Origin of the sequence: Aliigemmobacter aestuarii, assembly GCF_004799285.1 — a bacterium.
GTDB classification, from domain to species: Bacteria; Pseudomonadota; Alphaproteobacteria; order Rhodobacterales; family Rhodobacteraceae; genus Aliigemmobacter; species Aliigemmobacter aestuarii.
On the sequence record NZ_SSND01000005.1, the window covers coordinates 186355 to 205032 of the forward strand.

Below are 18678 nucleotides of genomic sequence, written 5' to 3' on the forward strand. Positions count from 1 at the left end.
GTATCGGCGCGGACGGATCCTGGCCCTTCGGAAGGGAATGACGATGCATGCCTATCGCAGCCACACCTGCGCGGAACTGAACAAGGCCCATGTGGGCGAAACGGTGCGGCTTTCGGGCTGGGTGCACCGCGTGCGCGACCACGGGGGGGTGCTGTTCATCGACCTGCGCGATCATTACGGGATCACCCAGGTTCTGGCCGACAGCGACAGCCCGGCCTTCGCCGCGATCGAAAAGCTGCGCGCGGAATACGTGATCCGCGTGGAAGGCCGCGTGAAGGCGCGCGATGCAAGCCTCGTGAACCCCAAGATCCCGACCGGCGAGATCGAGGTCTATGTGACCGCGATGGATGTGCTTGGCCCGGCCGAGGAATTGCCGATGCCCGTCTTCGGCGAGGTCGATTATCCCGAGGAAACCCGCCTCACCTATCGCTTCCTCGACCTGCGGCGCGACAAGCTGCATCAGAACATGATGCTGCGGTCGAACGTGGTGCGGTCCTTGCGCAACCGGATGTGGGATCAGGGCTTCAACGAATTCCAGACGCCGATCATCACCGCCTCGTCGCCCGAGGGCGCGCGCGACTTCCTCGTGCCGTCGCGGCTGCATCCGGGCAAGTTCTATGCCCTTCCGCAGGCGCCCCAGCAGTTCAAGCAGCTGATCATGGTGGCGGGCTTCGACCGCTATTTCCAGATCGCACCCTGTTTCCGCGATGAAGACCCGCGCGCCGACCGCAGCCCGACCGACTTCTATCAGCTTGACGTCGAGATGAGCTTTGTCGAACAGGAAGACGTGTTCGCCGCCGTGCAGCCGGTCATCCAGGGCGTGTTCGAGGAATTCGGCGGCGGGCGGACGGTGCATGCCGACTGGCCGCGCATCGCCTATCGCGACGCGCTGAAATGGTACGGCAGCGACAAGCCCGACCTGCGCAACCCGATCAGGATGCAGGACGTAAGCGAGCATTTCCGCGGCTCGGGCTTCGGCATCTTTGCCAAGCTCTTGGAAAACGAGGGCACCGAGGTCCGCGCGATTCCCGCGCCCACGGGCGGCAGCCGCAAGTTCTGTGACCGGATGAACGCCTTCGCCCAGAAAGAGGGCCTGCCGGGCATGGGCTACATCTTCTGGCGCGAGGCCGAGGATGGATCGGGGATGGAACCCGCCGGCCCCATCGCCAAGGCGATCGGCCCGGAACGGACCGAAGCGATCCGCACCCAGCTTGGTCTGGGGATGGGCGATGCGGTGTTCTTCCTTGGCGGCAAGCCCGAGGCCTTCGAGGCCGTCGCGGGCCGCGCAAGAAACGAGATCGGCCGCGAACTGGGCCTGACGGAACAGGATTGCTTCCGCTTCGCCTGGATCGTGGATTTCCCGATGTTCGAGAAGACGGACGAGGGCAAGATCGACTTCTCGCACAACCCCTTCTCGATGCCGCAGGGCGGGATGGAGGCGCTGAACGGCGATCCGCTGAAGGTCCTGGCCTATCAGTATGACCTGGCCTGCAACGGTTATGAGCTGATTTCGGGCGGCATCCGCAACCACAAGCCGGAAATCATGTTCAAGGCGTTCGAGATCGCGGGCTATCCGGCCAGCGAGGTGGAAAACCGCTTTGGCGGCATGGTCAAGGCGTTCCGCTATGGCGCTCCGCCCCACGGCGGCTGCGCGGCGGGCATCGACCGGATGGTGATGCTTCTGGCCGATGAACAGAACATCCGCGAGGTCATCATGTTCCCGATGAACCAGCGCGCCGAAGACCTGCTGATGGGCGCGCCAAGCGAGCCCACCAACGAACAGCTGCGCGAGCTGCGGCTGCGGGTCGTTCCGAAGGAAGCCTGACCCACGGCGTTTTGAACGCGGTCTTTTGCCGATCAAGGAAAGGCCTGATGCAATCGCATCGGGCCTTTCCTATATTGGCTGCACCTTCGGCGGAGGCGGCGGATGAGTGGACAGGTTCGGATAGCGGCGTTCCGGTTCGGATTTGGCCTGCCCTTGCCCGCCGGGGGCGCGCATGAGCCTGCGGCCATCGCCGCGGCGTTGAAGGGGCCCGACCTTGCCGCCGGGCGCTGGCCGGGCGAGGGGCTGGCCGATCTTCTGCCATTGCATCAGGCGGCAAATGCCGCGCGCGCCGGGGCGGTGAAATCCGACGACGCGCAGAAATTCTATCGCGGTCTTCTGGCGAAGGTGGATCGCGCCCACATTCACGGCCTGCGCGTGATGATGGCCCGCGCCGTCGGTTCGCCCGACGGGTTCCGCGAACGCCTCGTCTGGTTCTGGCGCGACCATTTCAGCACGCTGGCACGGGTGCGCCCTGACCGCCTGTTCAACGTGGCCCTGGTCGAGGACGCCATCCGCCCGCACCTTGCCGGGCGCTTTGCCGATCTGCTGACCGCCGCGACGCTGAGCCCGGCGATGCTGATCTATCTGGATCAGGTCCGGTCGGTCGGGCCGACCTCGCCTTTTGGCCAGCGCCGCAAGCAGGGGCTTAACGAGAACCTCGCGCGCGAACTTCTGGAGCTGCACAGCCTGGGCGTCGGCGGGGCCTACTCGCAGACCGATGTGCGCGAACTGGCCGAGCTTCTGACCGGGCTCACGACGCATCCGTCACTGGGAACGGTGTTCCGCGCCAACCGGGCAGAGCCGGGGGCGGAAACCGTTCTGGGCCAAAGCTATGACGGGCCGGGGATGGCGCCGATCCTTCAGGCGCTGCAGGACATCGCGGACCATCCCGACACGGCGCGCCACATCTGCCGGAAGCTTGCGGTGCATTTCGTGTCGGACACGCCAGATCCGGGCCTCGTGGCCGACCTTCAGCAGGTCTGGAGCCGGACCGGCGGCGATCTGGCCGAGGTCTGTTCGGCGCTGGTGGCCCATCCCGCCGCCTGGACGCCGCAGATGGAAAAGGCGCGACAGCCCTTCGATTACATCGCGGCCGCCCTGCGCGCGCTCGGCTTCGGCGGGGACGAGGTGATGGCGATGGATGACGCGGCGATCCGCCGCCACGTGCAGGCGCCGCTTCTGGCGATGGGGCAGCCCTTCGTCGGCCCGCCCGGCCCCGATGGATGGCCCGAAGAAATCGGCGCCTGGATCACCCCGCGCGGCATGTCGGCGCGGATCCGCTGGGCGATGAATGCCCCGACAGCGCTGCGCCCCGACCTGCCCGACCCACGAGAATTCGCCGTCACGACGCTGGGCGATCTTGCCGGTGGACGGATCGGCTGGGCGGTGGCGCGGGCAGAAAGCCGCAGCGACGGCGTGGGGCTGGTGCTGGCCTCGCCCGAGTTCAACAGGAGGTGACAGGCATGGACAGGCGCTTTTTCCTGCGCGGCGCGATGGCGGTGGGCTGTTCGGCCGCGGCGCATCCGCTGACCACGACGATGACCTTCGCTTCGGGCGATCCGGGGCTGGGGGAAAACCGGCTGGTCGTCATCATCCTGCGCGGTGCGATGGACGGGCTGGATGTGGTGCAGCCTCTGGGGGATCGGGCCTTTGCCGGCTATCGGCCGACGCTGGGGGTCGATACGGGCGCCCTTGCGCTGGACGGGTATTTCGCGATGAACCGGCACCTCGGCGGGTGGAAGGGATTGTGGGACAAGGGCGAACTGGGCTTTGTCCATGCCGTCTCCACCCCTTATCGCGACAAGCGCAGCCATTTCGACGGGCAGGACCTGCTTGAGGCGGGCACGGGCACGGATGTTGCGCCCGGCCAGATGACGGATGGCTGGCTGAACCGGATGTTGCAGGCGGTGCCGGGTCTCAGGGCCGAAACCGCCTATGCCGTGGGCCGCGATCCGCTGCCGGTGCTGGATGGCAAGGCCTGGGTGCGCAACTGGTCACCCGACCTGCGAATGGATCTGTCGCCCCAGTCGCGGCTGCTGCTCGAGGCGATCTATCACGATGACGACCTGTTCCGCGATGCCGCCTTCGAGGCGCTGGACATGGTCGAAGAGGCGGCGATGCGCCGGACACAGGCGAGCGAGGCCGCGCGCGCGATGGCGGGGGCCGATCCGGCGATGTCGGGGATGGCGATGGAGGACGGCATGTCCATGGTGTCCGGGATGGATCCGGGCATGGCGGGCGACGCGGCCGGTGCCGAGCAGCGGGCCCGGCGCCTGGCCGATATCGACCGGATGGTCGATTTCGCTGCCGAAAAGCTGCGGGCGGAAACGCGGATCGCGGCCTTTTCGCTGGCGGGATGGGATACGCACCGTGCGCAGTCCGGCGGCATACAGCCCGCGCTGGCGCGGCTTCAGCGGATGATCCTCCGGCTGCACGAACGCCTTGGCCCCGAGGTCTGGGGCAAGACGGCGGTCCTTGCCGTCACCGAATTCGGGCGCACCGTGGCCGAGAACGGCACGGGCGGCACCGATCACGGCACGGGCGGTGCGATGGTGACGGCGGGGGGCGCCCTGCGCGGCGGACGCGTCATGGGGCGCTGGCCCGGTCTGGCCGAGGCCGACCTTTACGATCGGCGCGACCTGATGCCGACATCCGATGTGCGTGCCTGGGCGGCCTGGACCATGCGGGGCCTCTACGGCTTTGACCGCTCGGTCCTGGAACGCAGCGTATTCCCCGGCCTTGACATGGGGGAAGACCCCGGCCTCGTGCTCTGAAACAGTCCAGAACCGGCCGGGGCGCCCCTTCAGCCCGGATTGGCGTCGGCGGCCGCGGCGGCAATATCGCCGCCAAGTTGCGCCGACGAAGTCTCCATTCCGTCCGACAGCCCGACGACGACAACCAGGGCCAGGCCCACGACCGACGCCGTCAGAACGAACCAATCCACCGTTACGGCACCATCTTCCCTTTTCAGGAACTTGCTAACCAACATACCACTCACCCAGTTTGTGGCCGGCAGTCCGGCCGTTTTTCTGCATCTGTATGGTCGGCGGGGATTGCGGCGGGATTGTGATGGGTTGCGCGCGTTAGAAAGGTGATTGCGCGGTCAATTTGCGTGATCGCGCGTATTTTTTCGGACAATGCACGCGATGGTTGACGGAAAAATCCGTATTGTCCCTGCCCTCGGAACGATTGTCAGTTTCCCCGCGGGCAGGCTAGATTTGACCGCAGGATGCGGGGAAGGGTGGGACATGGCAGGAAGATCGGACCGGTTGGGGGTCGAGCTTGCGGGCTGGGTTCCGCCGGCGCGACCGGGCGGGGATGCGCTTGAGGGGCGGCTGGTCCGTCTGGAACGGCTTGAGGCCGATGCCCATGCCGCCGATCTGCACCGGGCCTTTTCGGGAGATGATGCGCTGTGGGACTACATGCCCTACGGTCCCTTCAGTTCCGCGGCCGCCTATCACCGTTGGGCCAAGGAAACCGCCTCGGGCGAGGACCCTGCGTTTTACGCGATCCGGCGGCTGGATACGGGCCATGCCTCGGGCGTGGCGAGCTTCCTGCGCATCCAGCCTGAGGCCGGTTCGGTCGAGGTGGGGCACATTTGCCTGTCGCGCGAACTGCAGAAGGGGGCGGCCGCGACCGAGGCGATGTTCCTGATGATGGAATGGGCCTTCGCCGCGGGCTATCGCCGGTACGAATGGAAATGCAATGCGCTGAACCTTGCCTCGCGCAGGGCGGCGCAGCGGCTCGGCTTTTCGTTCGAGGGCGTGTTCCGCAACCACATGGTGGTGAAAGGGCGCAACCGCGACACGGCCTGGTTTTCCGTGATCGACAGCGAATGGCCCGCCCTGCGCGAAGCGTTCGCGGCCTGGCTGTCGCCCGCGAATTTCGACGCCGCCGGGCGCCAGAGGGAACGCCTGTCCGACCTGACCCGGCTCGTGCGGGCCGGGGATGATCCGGCACTGCACGGATACTGAAAGGACAAGCGATGCCCGCCCCCCGACTTCCTGCCCTGTGCCTTATGGTCCTGGCCCCGGCCTATGCCGTGGCGGCTGCCGACCTGGCCAGCCAGCGTTACCTTTGCGACCGCGACGCGCAGGTCTGGGCCAGCTATGTCAACACCGATGCGGGCTCTTTCGCGGTCGTGGCCTTCGAGGGGCGGCAGGTGGCCTTCGAGGTCGCGCCATCGGCCTCGGGCGCGCGGTACCAGTCCGCCGACGGTGCCTGGACCTGGTGGACGAAGGGCGACGAGGCGATGCTGACCCATGGTGCGGGCAATGACGAAGTGACGGTCTACCGATCCTGCCGCGCGGCGCCCGCCCCCTGAGAGCCCGAAGCCGGGCCGACGGCCGGGGCCTGAACGGCGATCCGGTCGCGGACAAGGTCGGCCAGCGCGGCAAGGGGAGCGTCGCCCTCGGCCACCCGTTGCGCCATCCGGGCAAGGGCGGCATCCCCCGTGATCCGCCCAAGACCGCGCAGGAAGCCCAGCACATAGCCCGTGCCCTGCGCCAGCCGTGGCAGCGCCAGCAGACGGTCCGCAAGCAGAAGGTCATCGCGCAGCGCCGCAGGGTCGGGGCGGGCGCCGGACAAGAGCAGGGCGGTGCTCGCGGCGTTGCGCATCGCAAGGGCCGCCCCTGGATGATGGGCCTCCGCAAGGGGCATCACCACCCGGGCCAGCGCCAGTGCGCCCGGCAACGGTTTTTCAAGAAAGCCGTCGACCCCGGCCGCCAGCGCCGCGCCGCGCCCTTCGATCAGGCCGCTGATGCCGATCAGCGCGGCGGGCCTGCCGGTCGAGGCGGCGATTTCCGCAATCAGCGCCTCGCCCGGTTCGTCGGGCAGGCCAAGATCGACCAGCACCGCATCGGGCCGGTACAATGCCAGGTGCCGCCGCGCGGCCTCGGCGCTGTCGGCCCGTCGCAGGCGCGCGCCAAGCCGCTGGCACATCAGGCGCATCGTATCGGCGGCGGCGCGGCTGTCTTCGACCAGCAGGATCGTCACCCCCGCCAGAAGGCCGCCACCCCCGACAGCCTTGCCGAAGACCGACCGGAAGTCGGCCCCAGGCCGGGCCGCAGCATGATACTGCGCCACCGGCGGGCGGGGCGATCCAACGGGGGGCATGGGCGTCTGCGGCATCGGTGCGGGCCTTCCTTTTCGGGCGATCATGCGCGCCCGCAGGATAACGGGGCGTAAACGTGGGCCCTGCGGCGGCCTGCCTCTTGTCAGAACCGCTTGCGGACCCCATAACCCCGGCAACGCCCCCGACGGGCCCCAGCGCAAGGACGAGGAAGATGATCGGAAGACTGAACCATGTCGCCATTGCCGTGCCGGATCTTCAGGCGGCTTCGGACCAGTACCGCACCGCACTGGGGGCCAAGGTCGGCGCGCCGCAGGACGAACCCGACCACGGCGTCACGGTCGTGTTCATCGAACTTCCCAACACCAAGATCGAACTTCTCTATCCCCTGGGCGAGAATTCCCCGATCAAGGGGTTTCTGGAAAAGAACCCCTCGGGCGGCATCCATCATGTCTGCTACGAGGTGGATGACATCATCGCCGCGCGCGACCACCTGAAGGCCACCGGCGCGCGTGTCCTTGGCACGGGCGATCCGAAGATCGGCGCGCATGGCAAGCCGGTGCTGTTCCTGCACCCGAAGGATTTCAACGGCTGCCTGGTGGAGCTTGAGCAGGTATGACGATCACCGCAGCCCTCGTCCTTTTCGCCGTCACCTGGTTCATGGTGTTCTTCATCGTCCTGCCCCTGCGCTTCACCAGCCAGGACGAGGCGGGCGAGGTCGTGCCCGGCACGCCGAAATCCGCCCCGGCCGATTACATGGTGGGCAAGAAGGCAAAGATCACCACGCTCGTCGCCATTGTCGTCTGGGCGATCCTGTCGGCGATCATTCTGTCGGGCGTGATCTCGATCCGCGACATCGACTGGTTCGACCGGATGGGGCCAGAGACGACCCAAGGAAACTGACGGCAGACGCCCGGCGGCGCCCGCTATGCCCGGTTCAGCCGGTGGAAGAGGTGGGTGAAGGTCGCCACGCCCAGGACCGGGATCACCAGGTTGACCAGCGGCACCGAAAGGGGCGCGGCCATCATGATGCCCGCGATCCAGATCCGGCCGCGATGGCGCGCACGCAGGTCCTTCGCACCCTGCCGCCCCAGCCGCCGCATGGCGACAAGCGTGAAGTATTCCCGCCCCAGCAGGAACCCGTTCAGCGCCCAGAACACCAGTGGCGCGGCTGGCCCCGCCATGATGAAGGCGATCAGCGCCACGATGTTCACCGCGACCAGAAGCGCGAAGAAGTTGAAGGCGTCGATCAGGCTTTCGGCCAAGGGAAGGCGCGGCACCGGGGGAAGTTCGGGGTAATGCCTGTCCTCGACCGCGCGGGCGACATCCTCCAGAAACAGCCCCGAGAAGGCCGAGGCGACCGGCACCATCAGGAACACCGACAGCCCGATCATCAGCAGCGCCGATCCCCAGGACAGAAGCGTGTCGATCCCACCCACGGGGCCGACGAAGGGGATCTCGATGGTTTCCGGGGCGAACCATTCGATCAGCGTCAGGAAACCGGCATAGACCCCGACCAGCAGCGCCAGCGTCAGCGCCACCCCGAACAGAAGGACGCGCAGGAAGCGGGGGTCGGAAATCTGGCCCAGGGATTTCAGGAAGGCCGTCAGGATCATGCCGACACCCATTCGACGACCCTGCCCAGATCGGGGCGCGGGCGGTCGGGCGGGGGCGTGGTTTCGGTGCCGATGTGAAGGATGCCCGCCACACGTTCGCCCGGACGCAGGCCGAAGGCGTCGGCGGCGAAGGTCGCGTCATGCGCGACCCAGCCGGTAAGCCAGCAGGCCCCCCAGCCATCGGCCAGCGCGGCATTCAGAAGGCCAAGGCAGACGGCACCCGCCGACAGAAGCTGTTCGACCTCGGGGACCTTGTCGGATGCCTTCGGGGCCGAGACGACGACCACGGCCAGCGGGCTCTGTTCGAACTGCGACCGTCCCTTCAGCGTCTTTTCGTCGTCAAGCCCAAGCGTCCTTGCGCGTGCCTCGGCCAGACCTGCCAGCCGTTCCAGCGCGGGCCGTTCCAGCACGACCAGCCGCCAGGGTTCCAGCTTGCCGTGATCGGGCACCCGGACCGCCGCCGTCAGAATCCGCATCAGCGCGGCACGGTCGGGCACGGGGGCGGCCAGGGTCTTGGCCGGGCGCGACCGGCGGGTCAGCAGGAAATCCAGCGCGGCAGGGTTCGGCGTGGGCATGGCAGCACCTTTCAATCGTTCCTCCCGATGTCGGGGATTGTGCCGCCAGCGTCAAGGTGGCGGCAAAGGATTGCCGGGTGGCGCGGTCCGCGTAGCGGGCCTCTGGTCCGCTGTCCAGCGGAAGGGTATGAAGGCCTGAACGCTCCTTGACCGAGGTCGCCATGTCCCGTCCCGCTGCCCTGTCCCGCCGCACTGCCGTTGTCCTGATCGCCGCCGCCGCCCTGTCGGGATGCGGGGGCAGGCGCGGGCGGGGGGATGGCAAAAGGCTTGCCGCCTCAACCGCCAACCTTCACCCCGGCGAGACGCCCGAGATGCGGGCGCTGATCCGCAAATATGCGGCGATCCACGACATCCCCGAAAGCCTGCTGCACCGGGTGATCCAGCGCGAAAGCGGCTATAACGCGGGCGCGCGCAATGGCCCCTATTGGGGGCTGATGCAGATCCTGCCGCAGACGGCCCGCACGATGGGATACCGCGGCAGCCCGCAGGGTCTTCTGGATGCCGAAACCAACCTGAAATACGCCGGGCGCTATCTGCGCGGCGCGTGGCTTGTCGCGGACGGCAGCGAAGAGCGCGCGATCATGTGGTATGCGAGCGGCTACTACTACGAGGCCAAGCGCCGCGGCTTGCTGGAAGAAACCGGGCTGCGCGGCTGATCGGGCGCGCCTGGCCGCCCTCAGCCCAGGTGGAACGCGGCCATTTCGTCGATCACCTCGTCGATCAGCGCCTGAAAGCGCGGTCCGGGCTGCTGGCCCGCCACCCGCGCATCCAGCGGGTCGGGGGCAATGATGGCGCTGCCTGCCAGTGTCTCGATCACGGCATGTCCGCAGAAGGGCACATAGGCCTCGGAATAGCCGCCCTCATGCACCATGACGACGCGGCCGCCACACAGTCGATCCGCCGCCTGCATCACCTGCCGGGTCATCTGGCGGAAGGTGTCGGCCGAACACAGCATCCGCGCCAGCGGATCAAAGGCCGAGGCATCGAAGCCGCAGGCGACGATCACGACATCGGGGCGGAACCTGTCCAGCGCCGGGATCACGACGCGGTCCATCGCGCGCAGGTATCCGGCGTGGCCGGTCGCCGCCGGCAGCGGCAGGTTGATGTTGAAACCCTCGCCCGCGCCCCGGCCGCGTTCCGCCAGCCCGCCCGTGTCGGCGGGATAGACGCCTTCCTGATGCAGCGAGATCGTCATCACGTCATCGCGGTCGTAGAAAATCGCCTCGGTCCCGTTGCCGTGATGCACGTCCCAGTCGATCACCGCGAAGCGCTCTGCAAGCCCTGCCGCGCGTGCGTGTTGGATGGCCACGGCGATGTTGTTCAGAAGGCAGAACCCGTTCGGCCAGTCGGGCAGGCAGTGATGCCCCGGCGGGCGGGACAGGGCGTAGGCGTTGGCCATCTCGCCCTTCAGGACCGCCGCAAGCGCCGCCTGTGCCAGCCCCGCCGACAGCGCCGCGATTTCATAGCCGCCGGGGCCGAAGGGCGTGCGCAGGCCCATGTTGCCGCCACCCGCATCCGACAGGCGCTTGAATTCGTCCAGATAGGCGGCGGGATGGATGCGCAGCAGGTCTTCGCGCGCGGCCTCCGGGGCGCTTCGGCAGTCGAGTTCCCGCGAAAGCCCGGTCACGTCCAGCAGGTTCTTCAGCCGCCGCTTGGTTTCGGGGTTCTCGGGCAGGCCGGGGGGCAGGGGCTGCACCAGCCCGCCCACGGGCATCAGGAAGGCAAAGTTGCCGCCGCCGTGCCAGAAACACCGTTCATCCCAGAAAAAGCCCGTGGTCATCCCGTCCTCCGCATTTGCGGGCAGGGTAAAGGGCGGATAGGCTGGCCGCAATGACCGACCTGAGCCACCTTGCCCTGCCCGGTGCCGAGATCGCCGTGCGAGTCACTCCGCGCGCCAGCCGCGAACGTCTGGTGCTGGAGGACGGGGCGATCCGCATCCATGTGACGGCGGTGCCCGAAGACGGGCGTGCCAACCGTGCGGTGCAGGAGGTTCTGGCCCGTGCCCTTGGGCTGGCCAAGTCGCGGCTGACGCTGATCCGCGGGCACAGCGCGCGCGACAAGGTGTTTCGCGTGGATCCCTGAGGCTGCGGGGAATGGGGCGGGGTAAGGGGCGGCTCAGGCGCCGTCGGCGTCAGGCGCCGCCGGACCTTCCTCGATCCGATAGCTGCCTTCGGGCAGGTTCAGCGCAGCGGCCAGATCCCGCAACTGCGCCATCGACAGGGTGATGCGCACCGGTTCATCGCTGATCGGGTCGATCTGTTCCAGCGTCACGCAATCGTCAAAGGCGTTGATCGTCACATCCTCGAAAAGGCCAGCGTGGCCTTCGTCGATGAGCGTGATCACGGTGGAATCGAATTCGTGCTCGATGGTGAACATGCCGTCAGGCTAGGGCAGGGGCGTTTGCGCTTCAACGCTAAAAACACCTTTGCGCGAGCCGGGCGTTTGCGCCGTCTCGGGCCTTTTCAAGGCCGGGTGGTTTGCTACCTTGAGCGCAAAGAAGGATGCCGCCCCCGATGCCCCAGTTTGCCCTGTTCCGTGGTCTTGTCGCTGCCGCCGGCCTTGCGCTGGTGGCGGCCTGCGTGCCGGTTGCGCCACCATCGCCCCCGCCCTCTTCGTCGCCCGAGGTTCCGGCTGTCGGGGTTGCCCCCCAGCCGCCCATCGTTCCCCCGCGCGAGGCCGCGCGCAACTTCGTCACCGTCGTCCAGCGGGTCAAGCCGGTGGCCGAGGCCGTCTGCCGGGAAACGACGCGTGGTGTTCCCTGCGATCTTCAGATCGTGGTGGATGACAGGCCCGGTCTGCCGCCGAACGCCTACCAGACGCTGGACCGCTTCGGCCGGCCGATCGTCGCCTTCACCGTCGCGCTGATCGCGGATGCCCGAAATGAGGACGAACTGGCCTTCGTCATGGGCCACGAGGCCGCGCATCACATCGCCGGTCATATCCCGCGCCAGCAGGAGACCGCGCTGACGGGTGCGCTGGTGGCGGGGGTGCTGGCCAGCGTTTCGGGGGCCGATCCCGAAGCGATCCGCCAAGCGCAGGATATCGGCGCCACGCTGGGGGCGCGCACCTTTTCGAAGGAATTCGAGCTTGAGGCGGACCAGCTTGGCACGATCATCGCGCATCGGGCCGGATATGATCCGCTGCGGGGCGCGCAGTTCTTCACCCGCCTTCCCGATCCGGGCGACCGATTCCTCGGCAGCCACCCGCCAAATGGCGAACGGATCGCCGCCGTGCGCGCCACGCTGGACAGGTTGCGCTGAACCGGCTTGCGGGGCGGCGCGATCCGGGTCAGCCTGAAGACGTCTGACAGCGGCGGAGAACCGGGATGATTGCGGGCTGGCTGTTCCGCCTGAAGCGGCAGGTGGAAAAACTCTGGGTCACCGCAGTGCTTTATGCGCTTCTGGCGGTGGCGACCGTGGGGCTCACGCGGGTCATCGGCCCCTGGGTGCCGCAGGGGCTGGGTTCGGGGCTGGATGCGGCGGTTCTGGAAAGCGTGCTGACGATCCTCGCGTCGTCCATGCTGACGGTGACGACCTTTTCGCTGGGGATCATGCTGACCGCCTTTTCGACGGCCGCCGCCAGCATCACCCCGCGGGCGATCGAGCTTCTGATGCGCGACCGCACGACGCAGCAGGTTCTGTCGGTTTTCCTGGGGGCCTTCATCTTTGGCCTCGTGGCGCTGATTGCGGTGAAGGCGGGGCTTTACGGCGACCGGGGGCGGTTGGTGCTGTTTGCGGTGACCGTGGGTGTGGTGGTTCTGGTTGTCATGGCCATGTTGCGCTGGATCGCCCACCTGACCCGGTTCGGCCGGCGCGGCGATACCAACGACCGGATCGAATCCGCCGCGGCGCGCGCCTTGCAGCAGCGGATCAGGGCGCCCTATCTGGGAGGCCACCGGCTGGCCGCGCCCCCGCCCGGCGACGCGGTGGCCGTGCTGCCGCAGGCCACGGGCTATGTGCAGTATGTCGACATGGGCGCGCTTCAGGCAGCGGCCGAGGCGGCGGGGGCGCGGGTCTGGCTTGATGTCCTGCCCGGCTCTTTCGTCCATCCGGGCGCGCCGGTCTGCCGGATCAGCGCGCCCGCGGATGTCGCAGCGTTCCGCAGCGCCTTTGGCATCGGGGCGGCGCGGACCTTCGAGCAGGACCCCCGCTTCGGCCTCTGCGTTCTGGCCGAGGTTGCCGAACGTGCCCTGTCGCCCGCCGTCAACGACCCCGGCAGCGCGATCGAGATCCTGTCGCGCGTCGTGCGATTGTTGGCCGACTGGTCGGAGCCGGCGGATCCCGAACTGCTTTTCCCCTCGGTCTGGGTGCCGCCGTTGCGGATCGAGGACATGTTCGAGGATGTCTTCGATCCGATCGCCCGTGACGGGGCGGGCGTCTTCTCGGTCCAAGCGCGCGTGCAGAAATCGCTTCTGGCGCTGGTCCGGATCGATCCGGCCCGGTTCGGTCGTGCCGCCGTCGAGCAATCCGGTCGTGCCCTGCGGCGGGCAAAGGCCGAAATGCTGCCCGAGGATCACGAACGCCTTGCCGGGATCGCCGCGGAAATCGCGGCCCTTGCCGAACCCCGCGCCGCACCGGGGATCTGACCGGGGATCTGACGGCACGCGGCCTTTGCCCCTTGCCTTGATCTGCATCAATGCGCCCGTGCCGAACGTGGCTCAGGCTTGGTGGAATGACTTCATCCGGAGGGATGCGCAGATGATCGGATATGTGGATGCCCCGCGGGCATGGTGGTTGACCCATGGCATGGCCCGCACGGTGGGGGTGAACCTGCCGCGCGCGGTGATCGAAGGATGGCTGACACGGGCGGAACTCGCCGGGCTGGTGGACCGCTGCCAGACCTGCGGAAAGGCCGCCGATTGCACCTCGTGGCTGGCGGTCAGCCCGGTGCCGCAAGAGGGCCTGCCCACCTTCTGCTGCAACAAGGCCGAGATCGAGGCGCTGACGCCCGAGCCCTGAGACGGGGCCCGGTCTTTGTCCGTTTCGGGCTGGCAGCCGCGCAGCCCGGACGATAGCCTTGTGCAAAACCTGACAAGGCGGGCGACGGGCGGGCGGCGATGGTTATCCTTGACAAGATGGTCAGTGACCGGGGGTCCAGGTATGCCGTTTCGGGCGCCCCCGTGGCGGGTCGGGACGGCATCGCGGATTTCCTGGCCGGCCTGAAACGCGACCGCAAGTTCGCGCGCGCCACCCACAATTCCTGGGCCTGCGTCCTGTCGGACGAGGGGCCTGTCAAGAACGACGACGGCGAAAGCGGCGCGGGCGCGATCATCCTGAAGATGCTGGAACGCGAGGGGCTGACCGATCACGTGATCTGCGTCACCCGCTGGTATGGCGGCACCCACTTGGGGGGCGACAGGTTCGCCCATGTGGTGACCTGCGTCCGCGCCTATCTTGAACACATGCGCGCGTCGGGCGGCTGAGCGTTTCACGCCGCCGCCCCGCCGATCAGGGGCCGCCGATCAAAGACCCTTATGCGCCCCGTCGCAGAAAGGGGCCTTTGCGCTGTGCTTGCAGCCGCAAAGGAAGGCGGTCTTCGCCTCTTCGGCGGTGAATTTCGTGGGGACAAAGTCGGTGCCCTTGTGGCTGCCGTCGCAGAAGGGCTGCTTCGCCGACTTGCCGCAGGCGCACCAGAAATAGGTCTTGCCCGCCTCAAGTTCGACCTTGAAGGGGGATTTCTGGGCGATCTGCGGTGCGTCGGTCATGGCTGGCTTTCCCTTGCGGATGGCTGTGGTTGGCAGGCTTTCGCGCAGAAGGTGGGGCAGGGGCGGGGGCAGGTCAAGCGACTGTCGAATTCGGCGGGTGAATGTGCTATGCGTTCCGCAACCGGAAGGAGATCGCCCGATGCGTGCCGCCCAGATCCTGCCCACCCTGTTCCTGCCGCTTGCGGGTCTTGCCGCCTGCATGCCCGCCCCGGCCCCCACGGATGCCGGCCCCGAAAGCCTGCCCCTGATGGGCGGCTACCGGGCCGAGGCCGACCCCTGCCGCCGGGTGGGCGAGGACGCCTTCACCAACCAGTTCCTTGATGACAGTGCCGATCTGGTGGCCTGCCCCGCGGGGATGGAGAACATGGGCGTCTTCGTCACCGAAACCGGCGCCGTGCAGGTGGCCGAAGCGGCCGGGTTCGTGCTGTTCAGCGTGCCGCGTGGGTAGGGGTCAATCGACCCGCCCCCACAGGTCGTATTCCCCGGCCTCGTCCACCGTGACGGTGACGAAATCACCCGGCGCCAGCCCTTCGAAACCTTCATCGATGAAGAGGTTCCCGTCGATCTCCGGGGCGTCGGCCATGGTGCGGCAGGTGGCGCCCTCCTCGTCGACCTCGTCCACGATCACCCGCATCGTCCGGCCCACCTTGGCGGCCAGCTTCGCCTCGGAAATGGCCTGGGCCTTTTCCATGAAGCGGTCCCACCGTTCCTGTTTGACCTCGGGGGCGACATGATCGGGCAGGTCGTTCGACCGCGCGCCCTTGACGTTTTCATACTGGAAGCAGCCCACCCGATCCAGTTGCGCCTCGTCCAGCCAGTCCAGCAGGGTCTGGAATTCCTCTTCCGTCTCGCCGGGGTAGCCGACGATGAAGGTGGACCGCAGGGTGATGTCGGGGCAGTCGCGCCGCCAGGCGGCGATCTCGTCCAGCGTCTTCGCTGCCGCCGCGGGCCGCGCCATGCGTTTCAGCGTGTCGGGATGGGCGTGCTGGAAGGGGATGTCCAGATAGGGCAGGATCAGCCCCTCGGCCATCAGCGGAACCAGATCGCGCACATGCGGGTAGGGGTAGACATAGTGCAGCCGCACCCAAAGCTCGCCCCCTGCGCCAAGCCGGCCCAGTTCGCGGGCAAGATCGATGATATGGGCGCGCACCTCGCCGCCCTTCCAGGGCGAAAGGTCATGCTTGCGGTCCACCCCATAGGCCGAGGTGTCCTGGCTGATGACCAGAAGTTCCTTCACCCCCGCCTCGACCAGCTTTTCGGCCTCGCGCAGGATGGCATGGGCCGGGCGGCTGACCAGGCGCCCGCGCATGTCGGGGATGATGCAGAACTTGCACTTGTGGTTGCAGCCTTCGGAAATCTTCAGATAGCTGTAGTGCCGCGGCGTCAGCGTCACGCCCGAGGCGGGCAGAAGGTCGATGAACGGGTCGGGCGCGGGCGGCACGGCGGTGTGCACGGCGTCCAGAACGGATTCGTACTGATGCGGGCCGGTCACCGCCAGCACCTTCGGATGCGCGCCGGTGATGTAGTCCGGTTCCGCCCCCAGACAGCCGGTCACGATCACGCGGCCGTTTTCGCGCAGCGCCTCGCCGATGGCGTCCAGGCTTTCGGCCTTGGCGCTGTCCAGAAAGCCGCAGGTGTTCACGATCACCGCGTCGGCGCCCTTGTAGTCGGGGCTGATGGCATAGCCTTCGGCGCGCAGCCGCGTCAGGATGCGTTCGCTGTCCACCAGCGCCTTGGGACAGCCGAGGCTGACCATGCCGATGGTCGGCTGACCCTCGCGCCGTTCGTCGGGAACATGGGCGCGGGCAAGGTCAGGGCGGAGGTTGGGCGGGTTCTGGGACATTCGGCGCATATAGCGGCGAATCACGCCCTCGGGTAGGGGGCGCTTCAGGTCACGTGCCGCCATGGGTTTCCCTTGCGGGACGCGTGCTTTCGTGGTCTGGCTGGCGGGGTAACGATTTGCGGGGTTGGCCGTGCCTTACGATCTTTCCGTTTCGAACCTTGGGGTCCTGCCCGCGGGCACGGCGCAGAGGCTGGCGCCCGGGGACAGCTTCACCTTTGAGTACACGCTGTCGGTGAATGTCCGGGGATCGGTGAACGACGACCATATCGGGGGGCTCTACCTGTCAAGGGATGCACGCCTCGACGCAGGCGACGTGATGGTCGGTGCGTGGCGGACGTTGGTTCCCAACGGCGGGACCTTCACCATCACGCTGCCTTACGCCGACATTCCCTTCGATCAGGCCCCAGGTACCTATCACCTGATCGTCAGGGTGGATGACGACAACAGCATCGCCGAGCCGAACGAGGCGAACAACATCGCGGTTCTGGGCAATGTGCTGATCGGTGCGACGGATGCGATGCTGCCCACGGCGCAAGAGGTGATCAACACCTACGGGCGGCTGAACTTGATGGCAAAACTGGCGCAGGCCGCCTATTTCGTGCGCGGGTTCGAGCGGAAGGAAGATTACTTCAACAACAACGACAGGCCGACCGGCAAGGCCAGCTTCGAGGAGCTTTCGGGGCATCTGCGGCCGATGACGGCCGACGACCTGCCCGATCTGGGCTTTTCCGCGCTGAGCTCGCCCGTCTGGGGGCCATACGGCATCAAGGGCGGCACCTACATCAACAAGAACGCCGCCGCGATCGTGATGCGCAGTTCGGATGCGGTGTTCCTGTCGTTCCGGGGCACGAACGACAACGAGGAATCGACGCGCGGCCCCCTTGCCCGCGACACGCCCGACAAGAAGCACTGGCTCTGGATGAAGGCGCATGCCGATCTGATGGACCCGCTGATCGAGGCGCTGAAGGATTACGTCGCGGATGACGCGAACGGCATCAAGCGGATCTATGTCACCGGCCACAGCCTTGGCGCGGGGATGGTCGAATACCTGATGAAGAACCATGTGGTGAAGTCCGCCGTGGACGGCGCCGCGGTGCAGACCTTCGGCGGGGTCAAGGTGGATGCCTCGACCTTCGCCAGCCCCGGTTACGTGTCGCTGAACGTCACGGTCCGCAAGCTGGCGAACCTCTGGATCGACGGCGATGCCATTTCGGCCGCGGCCATCGCGGGGGACAACGACGGCGACCGCAATGTGATCTATCACAACCTGCCGGGGCGGGTGTTTTCGTCGAATGACCTCCATTCGATCGACCTTTACAACCGCTTCACCCAGTTCCTGCAAGAGAACGGCATCGGTGCCAAGGAACTGAGCGGGAAGGCCCTGCACGGGATCGACTACGATTCCATCTACCTTGCCGCCATCTATGCCCCGCGCACGAAGGTCGTGACGGTGGGCGGCACGGCGGCCATCGGCGAGCAAAGCCCGCTCACGAAGATCAAGGGCGCCAATACCGACGATCTCATCATCGGCACGGACGGGCGCGACAAGCTGATCGGCGGTCTGGGGCGCGATCACATGATGGGCGGCGACCGGATCGACGAGATCACCGGCGGCGAGGGGCGCGATTTCCTTTACGGCGAGGCGGGGGCGGACCATCTTTACGGCGGTGGCGGGCAGGACGAGCTGACCGGCGGGGCCGGGGCGGATACTTTCCATTTCCGGCGCGCCGACCTGTCGACCCGGCCGCATCCCATCATCAAGACGGACCTGAACGACACGATCACCGATTTCGAACGCGGGAAGGACCGGATCGACCTGTCGGACTTCGATCCGCAGCTGTGGATCGGGGATCAGGCGCTGAAATTCATCGGCACGGGGCGGTTCACCGGCACCGATGGCGAGGTGCGCTATCGCCACGGCGGCGGCAATACCCATGTCGAGGTGGACGCGACCAAGGGCAAAGGGGCCGTGGCGGGGTTCACCATCACCCTTATCGGCGAGATCGACCTGAGGGCATCGGATTTCATCCTCTGACCGGGCCGC

General features: G+C 67.3%; 23 protein-coding genes. 15 read left to right on the plus strand and 8 right to left on the minus strand.

Annotated elements, in window-relative coordinates; genetic code table 11:
* Positions 1-43 precede the first annotated feature (43 nt).
* The 3 genes from aspS (at position 44) to E7811_RS16420 (ending at position 4599) form a co-directional block, all read left to right on the plus strand.
* Positions 44-1825 carry an aspartate--tRNA ligase gene (gene aspS / locus E7811_RS16410; RefSeq protein ID WP_136395754.1) on the plus strand — a complete coding sequence of 594 codons (1782 nt, stop codon included), beginning with the start codon at positions 44-46 and terminating at the stop codon, positions 1823-1825.
* Positions 1826-1927: 102 nt separating this feature from the next.
* Positions 1928-3283: a DUF1800 domain-containing protein gene (locus E7811_RS16415; protein ID WP_168733070.1), complete on the plus strand. Its 1356-nt coding sequence runs from the start codon at positions 1928-1930 to the stop codon at positions 3281-3283.
* A gap of 5 nt (positions 3284-3288) precedes the next feature.
* On the plus strand, positions 3289-4599 hold the full coding sequence (locus tag E7811_RS16420) for a DUF1501 domain-containing protein (RefSeq protein WP_136395755.1): 1311 nt from the start codon (positions 3289-3291) through the stop codon (positions 4597-4599).
* Between the two features lie 29 nt (positions 4600-4628).
* Here the strand turns inward: E7811_RS16420 and E7811_RS16425 are convergent, their stop codons facing one another.
* Positions 4629-4769: a hypothetical protein gene (locus tag E7811_RS16425; protein WP_246020502.1), complete on the minus strand. Its 141-nt coding sequence runs from the start codon at positions 4767-4769 to the stop codon at positions 4629-4631.
* Positions 4770-5073: 304 nt separating this feature from the next.
* Between E7811_RS16425 and E7811_RS16430 the strand changes: the two genes are divergently transcribed.
* Together E7811_RS16430 and E7811_RS16435 are read left to right on the plus strand one after the other, a co-directional pair.
* Positions 5074-5799 (plus strand): GNAT family N-acetyltransferase, encoded by a 726-nt coding sequence (locus tag E7811_RS16430; protein ID WP_136395757.1) that lies wholly within the window; start codon positions 5074-5076, stop codon positions 5797-5799.
* An 11-nt stretch (positions 5800-5810) separates the two neighbouring features.
* Complete coding sequence (locus E7811_RS16435; RefSeq protein ID WP_136395758.1) at positions 5811-6149, plus strand: MliC family protein; 339 nt, start codon at positions 5811-5813, stop codon at positions 6147-6149.
* On the opposite strand, the gene E7811_RS16440 is transcribed toward E7811_RS16435, so the two are convergent.
* Positions 6116-6955: a response regulator gene (locus tag E7811_RS16440; protein ID WP_246020504.1), complete on the minus strand. Its 840-nt coding sequence runs from the start codon at positions 6953-6955 to the stop codon at positions 6116-6118. The two genes, E7811_RS16435 and E7811_RS16440, sit on opposite strands and share 34 nt — an antisense overlap.
* Before the next feature lie 155 nt (positions 6956-7110).
* Here E7811_RS16440 and mce point away from each other — a divergent pair, with 155 nt between their 5' ends.
* Positions 7111-7515, plus strand: coding sequence for a methylmalonyl-CoA epimerase (gene mce / locus E7811_RS16445; RefSeq protein ID WP_136395760.1), 405 nt, complete (start codon positions 7111-7113; stop codon positions 7513-7515).
* Complete coding sequence (locus E7811_RS16450) at positions 7512-7799, plus strand: DUF1467 family protein (RefSeq protein WP_136395761.1); 288 nt, start codon at positions 7512-7514, stop codon at positions 7797-7799. Before mce ends, E7811_RS16450 begins: the two co-directional genes overlap by 4 nt.
* Positions 7800-7822: 23 nt before the next feature.
* Here E7811_RS16450 and E7811_RS16455 read toward each other — a convergent pair whose 3' ends face one another.
* Both E7811_RS16455 and E7811_RS16460 read right to left on the minus strand, forming a co-directional pair.
* On the minus strand, positions 7823-8524 hold the full coding sequence (locus tag E7811_RS16455) for an EI24 domain-containing protein (RefSeq protein WP_168733071.1): 702 nt from the start codon (positions 8522-8524) through the stop codon (positions 7823-7825).
* Positions 8509-9087, minus strand: a complete 579-nt coding sequence (locus tag E7811_RS16460; protein ID WP_136395762.1) for a nitroreductase family protein — start codon at positions 9085-9087, stop codon at positions 8509-8511. Before E7811_RS16460 ends, E7811_RS16455 begins: the two co-directional genes overlap by 16 nt.
* Positions 9088-9248: 161 nt before the next feature.
* Here E7811_RS16460 and E7811_RS16465 point away from each other — a divergent pair, with 161 nt between their 5' ends.
* The gene (locus tag E7811_RS16465; RefSeq protein ID WP_136395763.1) at positions 9249-9743 is read left to right on the plus strand and encodes a lytic transglycosylase domain-containing protein; all 495 of its coding nucleotides are present in this window, start codon (positions 9249-9251) and stop codon (positions 9741-9743) included.
* A 20-nt stretch (positions 9744-9763) separates the two neighbouring features.
* Here E7811_RS16465 and E7811_RS16470 read toward each other — a convergent pair whose 3' ends face one another.
* Positions 9764-10867, minus strand: a complete 1104-nt coding sequence (locus E7811_RS16470; RefSeq protein ID WP_136395764.1) for a class II histone deacetylase — start codon at positions 10865-10867, stop codon at positions 9764-9766.
* A gap of 50 nt (positions 10868-10917) precedes the next feature.
* Between E7811_RS16470 and E7811_RS16475 the strand changes: the two genes are divergently transcribed.
* Positions 10918-11169 carry a DUF167 domain-containing protein gene (locus E7811_RS16475; protein WP_136395765.1) on the plus strand — a complete coding sequence of 84 codons (252 nt, stop codon included), beginning with the start codon at positions 10918-10920 and terminating at the stop codon, positions 11167-11169.
* Positions 11170-11202: 33 nt separating this feature from the next.
* On the opposite strand, the gene E7811_RS16480 is transcribed toward E7811_RS16475, so the two are convergent.
* Entirely contained in the window at positions 11203-11463 is a 261-nt protein-coding gene (locus E7811_RS16480; protein WP_136395766.1) for a hypothetical protein, read from the minus strand.
* Positions 11464-11600: 137 nt separating this feature from the next.
* On the opposite strand from E7811_RS16480, the gene E7811_RS16485 reads away from it, so the two are divergent.
* The 4 genes from E7811_RS16485 to E7811_RS16500 all read left to right on the plus strand — a co-directional run bounded on the left by E7811_RS16485 (position 11601) and on the right by E7811_RS16500 (position 14509).
* Positions 11601-12347, plus strand: a complete 747-nt coding sequence (locus tag E7811_RS16485) for a M48 family metallopeptidase (protein WP_136395767.1) — start codon at positions 11601-11603, stop codon at positions 12345-12347.
* A gap of 65 nt (positions 12348-12412) precedes the next feature.
* Complete coding sequence (locus E7811_RS16490; RefSeq protein WP_136395768.1) at positions 12413-13672, plus strand: DUF2254 domain-containing protein; 1260 nt, start codon at positions 12413-12415, stop codon at positions 13670-13672.
* 112 nt (positions 13673-13784) lie between these two features.
* Positions 13785-14045, plus strand: coding sequence for a DUF6455 family protein (locus E7811_RS16495; RefSeq protein WP_136395860.1), 261 nt, complete (start codon positions 13785-13787; stop codon positions 14043-14045).
* 98 nt (positions 14046-14143) lie between these two features.
* Entirely contained in the window at positions 14144-14509 is a 366-nt protein-coding gene (locus tag E7811_RS16500; protein WP_136395769.1) for a YigZ family protein, read from the plus strand.
* A gap of 39 nt (positions 14510-14548) precedes the next feature.
* On the opposite strand, the gene E7811_RS16505 is transcribed toward E7811_RS16500, so the two are convergent.
* The gene (locus tag E7811_RS16505) at positions 14549-14791 is read right to left on the minus strand and encodes a CDGSH iron-sulfur domain-containing protein (protein ID WP_136395770.1); all 243 of its coding nucleotides are present in this window, start codon (positions 14789-14791) and stop codon (positions 14549-14551) included.
* Between the two features lie 139 nt (positions 14792-14930).
* Here E7811_RS16505 and E7811_RS16510 point away from each other — a divergent pair, with 139 nt between their 5' ends.
* Positions 14931-15239 (plus strand): hypothetical protein, encoded by a 309-nt coding sequence (locus E7811_RS16510; RefSeq protein WP_246020505.1) that lies wholly within the window; start codon positions 14931-14933, stop codon positions 15237-15239.
* Positions 15240-15242: 3 nt separating this feature from the next.
* Here E7811_RS16510 and rimO read toward each other — a convergent pair whose 3' ends face one another.
* Complete coding sequence (gene rimO, locus E7811_RS16515) at positions 15243-16643, minus strand: 30S ribosomal protein S12 methylthiotransferase RimO (RefSeq protein ID WP_136395862.1); 1401 nt, start codon at positions 16641-16643, stop codon at positions 15243-15245.
* 121 nt (positions 16644-16764) lie between these two features.
* Between rimO and E7811_RS16520 the strand changes: the two genes are divergently transcribed.
* Positions 16765-18669 (plus strand): M10 family metallopeptidase C-terminal domain-containing protein, encoded by a 1905-nt coding sequence (locus E7811_RS16520; RefSeq protein WP_168733072.1) that lies wholly within the window; start codon positions 16765-16767, stop codon positions 18667-18669.
* Positions 18670-18678 lie beyond the last annotated feature (9 nt).